A 4,886-nucleotide genomic window follows, 5' to 3' on the forward strand; every position below is an offset into this window, starting at 1 on the left:
GTTGTACGTTGAGGGTCGTCGTTGTGCGTTGGGGGTCGTCGTTGTGCGTTGAGGGTCCGGGGCGCTAGGCCAGGCCCGCCTTCTTCAGCGCATCGGCCATCGCGGAGTTGGCGGGCGGCGCAGGGGTACGCGCTGCGGGTGGCTTTGCCGCACGCGGCTTGACCGCTCCCCTATCCGGCCGAGGTTTTTCCGGTCGGCTGCTTTGGGGTCCCCCGCCCGGCTCGTCGTCAAGGCGCAGTGTCAAGGCAATCCGTTTGCGCTCCGGGTCGGCCTCCAGCACCTTAACCTTGACGACCTGCCCCGACTTCACCACCTCGTGCGGGTCGCTGATGAAACGGTTCGCCATGGCCGAGATGTGGACCAACCCGTCCTGATGCACTCCGACGTCGACGAATGCACCGAAGGCTGCAACATTGGTCACCACTCCGTCGAGGGTCATGCCGGGTTTGAGGTCGGATATCTTCTCGACTCCCTCGGAGAAGGAGGCAGTCACAAATTCGGGCCGCGGATCCCGTCCGGGTTTCTCCAGCTCCGCAACGATGTCCTTGATAGTGGGAAGCCCGAAGGTGTCGTCCACGAAAGCCGTCAGGTCCAGTTCCCGCAGCGCGGTGCCGCCCTGGCTGAGAATCTTCCGCGCCACACCGTAGGCTTCCGGGTGGACGCTTGAGGCGTCGAGGGGCTCCGAGCCGCCCGAGACCCGCAGGAAGCCTGCGCATTGCTCGTAGGCCTTGGCCCCGAGCCGTGGCACCTTCAGGAGATCCGCGCGCCGGGTGAAGCGGCCGTTGGCGTCGCGGTGGGCCACAATGTTTTCGCTGAGCAGCGGTCCAACGCCAGCCACTCGGCTGAGGAGCGACGGTGAGGCAGTGTTCACGTCCACTCCCACCGCGTTGACGCAGTCTTCGATGACCGCGTTCAGGGACCGCTCCAGGTTGGCTGCTGTCACGTCGTGCTGGTACTGGCCCACACCAATGGATTTGGGGTCGATTTTCACCAGTTCGGCGAGGGGGTCCTGCAGGCGGCGCGCAATTGACACCGCACCCCGCAGGGACACATCAAGGTCCGGCAGCTCGGCCGAGGCCAAGGCCGACGCCGAGTACACCGACGCACCGGCCTCGGACACCACCAGTTTCTGCAGCTTCCGCTCGGGCATTCGCTTGATCAACTCGGTGGAGAGCTTGTCAGTTTCCCGTGAAGCGGTTCCGTTGCCGATCGCGATGAGTTCGACGTCGTGGTCAGTGACCAGTTTCGCGAGTGACGCGAGCGCAGCATCCCACTTCTTCAGGGGAGCGTGCGGGTACACGGTATCGGTGGCAACAGCCTTGCCGGTGCCGTCGACCACCGCCACCTTGACGCCGGTGCGGAGCCCCGGGTCAAGCCCCAGCGTGGTCCTACCGCCGGCTGGCGCCGCGAGGAGGACGTCCCTGAGATTGGCGGCGAAGACCCGCACCGCCTCGGTCTCAGCGGCAGCGAACAGGCGCACTCGGAGGTCCAGCGATAGTTTGGCCAGAATCCGGCGCCACGATTGCTGGACCGTCTGGGCGAGCCAGGCATCTGCCGGGCGGCCGGCAGGGGCAATTCCCAGCACCGCCGCCACCGAGTTTTCGTACCGGGTGCGCGCCTTGGCGAACTCTTCAGCGTCTGCCGGGTCTCCCTCGGCGATGGCCAACTCCAGCACGCCCTCTTTCTCGCCGCGGAACAGGGCGAGGACGCGATGCGAGGGCATGGTGGACGGGGCCTGGGCGAACTGGAAATAGTCGGCAAATTTCTGGCCCTCGGCTTCCTTACCGGCCCGGACCTTCGACCGCATGAGGCCTTGTTTCCAGAGTCTCTCCCTGGCCGAGGTCAGCAGGTCAGCGTCCTGGCCGGCGCGTTCCACCAGGATCGACCGGGCGCCGGCCAGCGCTTCCTCAGCATCGGGAACATCGCCGGTGACGTACCTGGCCGCCTCGGCCGCGGGGTCCAGGGACGGGTTCCTCACCAGCGCGTCAGCAAGCGGTTCCAGCCCCGCCTCCCGGGCAATCTGTGCCTTGGTCCGTCGTTTGGTCTTGAAGGGCAGGTAGATGTCCTCGAGGCGGGATTTGGTATCGGCGCCCGCAATAGCGGCACGCAACTGATCGGTGAGCTTCCCCTGCGCCTCGATCGAGTCGAGGATGGCCCGACGGCGGTCCTGCAGTTCGCGCAGGTACCTCAGCCGCTCGTCGAGGGTCCGGAGTTGGGTGTCGTCGAGTGAACCGGTGGCCTCCTTGCGGTATCGGGCCACGAAAGGGACAGTCGAACCGGCGTCGAGGAGGTCCACCGCGGCCTTCACCTGCCAGGCACGGACTCCGAGTTCGTCGGCGAGGAGGTCAAAGATGGTGGCGTCAGAAGTCAGATGTGGCACGTGAGCCATTGTCGCCTACGGTGGGGGCTGCGTTCCAACCGGCGCGGAGTTCCCGCCCTGAAACAGTGGTGCTACCCTCCGAGGACTCGCGGCATCTGCGCCGCGAACTCTTCCCAGCTATCGGCTAGGCGCAGGAATCCTGGTCCATGGTGATGACCAGCGGATGCTTGCCGGTAAACGATCCGTCTGCCGTGGAGTAGTCAATCTCGACGTACTCGGAGGTCCCCCTGTCGGCGTCGTCGTCGAGGGAAACCGAGACCACCACGTTGAGATACTCCAGGGTGGAGATCTCGTAGCCGACAGCGGGGACGGGTTCAGTGAAGAACACATTCTGGGGCATATCCCCCATGTCGGCCATGTCGCCTGAGCCGTGCGCCTCGGTGTGCTCATCGCCGCCGCCCATGACCGTCCCGTCCTCCATGCCATGGGTCCCGTGACCGCCCCGATTGGCTGGCGTGACTTCCGCGGAGTTCAGGGTGACGCCGGAGGGCGAACCGAGGCTGACGTCGTCGATCGTGAACGATTCGAGCGTCTCGTTGTGGATCAGGACCGTGTATTCCTGGTAGCCGAGTGCAGGCTGGACCGAGCAGAGCTTGGCACCGTTGACGCCGAGTTGGAGCGGATCCTCGCCGAGCGATGCCGCAATGACTTCGGTCTCGGAAGCGTCCGCGACCGCCTGTTCCGGCGGCGCACCATTGACGTTCAACGGGTTCTCTTCCATGCCGCCGCACCCGGAGATCAGGCCGACGGCGAGCACTGAGCTGCCCAGGATCGTTGCGGTTCTGCTTGCCATGGGTCCTCATGCTCTCGGGTTTTAGTGCCACCGGACGCGGCCGAGACTCCGGCCTGCGCTTATCTGTTCTTCGTATCCGGTGGCGGTGCGGTTTGGTGAGCCACGCAACATCTCCCGCCAAGCCCCTACTCGTACAGCACGTAATCCGGTTTGGGCTGCAATCCGAGGACCTCCGGTGGCAGCATCAGCGGGCCGTGAACGGTGTCTTCTTCGAAGAAGAGTTTGAAGCCGGGATTCACTGTCGGCGGGAGTTCCAGCATCAACTGGTTGTAGGTCTCAATTTTCGCGCCGGGCGCACCGATCCCGTCGACACTCTTGATCACCTCGACGCCGTCGTATTCACCCACCGCACCCTCGTTGGTCACCACCGACGGGGCAACCTGGTGGAACACCAGCGCCTTCTGGGGCAACTGGTGCTCGGCCACCAGGTCATCGAGGTACCCGGCGATCCGATCAATTTCCTCCCCTGACGTCTGCCCATAGGACTGACCCGGAAGCTGTTCCCCGGAGATATCCCATTCCGGGTCCAGCGCAAGTCCCACATCGGGTTCCAGGAGCCACTTTTTGAGTCGTTCAACTTCTGCAGTCATGGTGGAGCGTCCCGGCTGGACATTGAGCAGCAGCAGCGCGTCGTGCCGCCGGGCCGCCGCCAGGTAGGACTCGATGAACTCGTCCGAGGCTGGGGCGCGGTAGAGCCCGTCCGCCCCGGGAGAAGCCTGCACGACGACGGTGATCAGTTCCAGCACCGGCAGGATGCTGCGTCCGTCGGCGTACTGCTCACCAAGAAGTTCCATCTCCTCGACCCGCTCGTCAATATCACCGATCCCCAGCCGGCCCATCCCCTCGGACGTCGGATGGCCGCTGAACCCGACCAGCCGGTAGTCAGGGAACAGGTCGGTGCCGCCGCGGGGCAGTTCGAGCGGTTCGGGTTCGACGACGGCGGTTGGCTCGACGCTTGGCGCCATGCTGGGGTCGACGGCGATCGACTCGCCCGCAGCTGGAGCCGTCGTCGTCGTTGGCGTCGCTGCATTTCCGGCCGCACCACCGGACGCACCACCGACCGCGCAGCCGGTGAGCAGAAGACACAGGGACAGCAGAATTGGCACCCCGGCATCCCTGATCGGGTGGTCGAAGGGATTGGTGTGGTGCATGTCATTCCTAGGCGAGAGTGTTGGTCAGTCTTTGCGCCCTAAACGGTACAGGCGCTGGGCTACGCTGAACCCATGACTGAGCCAGCGTTCGTGCACGACACCGAGATTTCCACCTCCCCGCTCCGGCTGTGGGAAGCTCTGACCGAGGGTGCCGTGACGCGTCGTTACTGGTCCGGACGCCGGGTGGAGTCCACCTGGGTGCCGGGCTCCCCCATCCGCTTCTATGAGAGCAGTTCGGAGACAATCACCCACCACGGGGTGGTGCTGGAGGTAGACGAGCCGAAGCGGTTGTCATACACGCTCCGCGAAGTACCAGCCGGCGAGGATGGGCACACCGACCCTCAGGACGATGCTGCGTCCCGCATCACGATTGACGTTGAACAGGTGGCCGGCGGCGGGGTGCGGTTCCGCCTCGTGCAGGACCGGCTTGCGGAGGCGGCGGAGCTGGCAGCCGTGGGCAAAAGCTGGGCTCCCATTCTGACGAACCTCCAGGCGCTCCTGGAGAATGACAACGCCCAGTATCCGGCCCCGGGCAACCAGTAGGGATTTCGGGCTCGTCCGG

4 protein-coding genes are annotated in these 4,886 nt (G+C 65.1%); 1 reads left to right on the top strand and 3 read right to left on the bottom strand.

Going from position 1 to position 4,886, the window contains the following annotated elements:
• Positions 1 to 64 precede the first annotated feature (64 nt).
• The 3 genes from K728_RS0106770 to K728_RS0106780 all read right to left on the bottom strand — a co-directional run bounded on the left by K728_RS0106770 (position 65) and on the right by K728_RS0106780 (position 4,324).
• Complete coding sequence (locus K728_RS0106770) at positions 65 to 2,389, bottom strand: Tex family protein (RefSeq protein WP_024476264.1); 2,325 nt, start codon at positions 2,387 to 2,389, stop codon at positions 65 to 67.
• Positions 2,390 to 2,504: 115 nt separating this feature from the next.
• Entirely contained in the window at positions 2,505 to 3,173 is a 669-nt protein-coding gene (locus K728_RS0106775) for a hypothetical protein (protein WP_024476265.1), read from the bottom strand.
• 125 nt (positions 3,174 to 3,298) lie between these two features.
• Complete coding sequence (locus K728_RS0106780) at positions 3,299 to 4,324, bottom strand: hypothetical protein (RefSeq protein ID WP_024476266.1); 1,026 nt, start codon at positions 4,322 to 4,324, stop codon at positions 3,299 to 3,301.
• Between the two features lie 72 nt (positions 4,325 to 4,396).
• On the opposite strand from K728_RS0106780, the gene K728_RS20090 reads away from it, so the two are divergent.
• Positions 4,397 to 4,867, top strand: coding sequence for an SRPBCC domain-containing protein (locus K728_RS20090; RefSeq protein WP_024476267.1), 471 nt, complete (start codon positions 4,397 to 4,399; stop codon positions 4,865 to 4,867).
• Positions 4,868 to 4,886 lie beyond the last annotated feature (19 nt).

The sequence above is a fragment of the Arthrobacter sp. CAL618 genome (assembly GCF_000468215.1).
GTDB lineage: Bacteria > Actinomycetota > Actinomycetes > Actinomycetales > Micrococcaceae > Arthrobacter_D.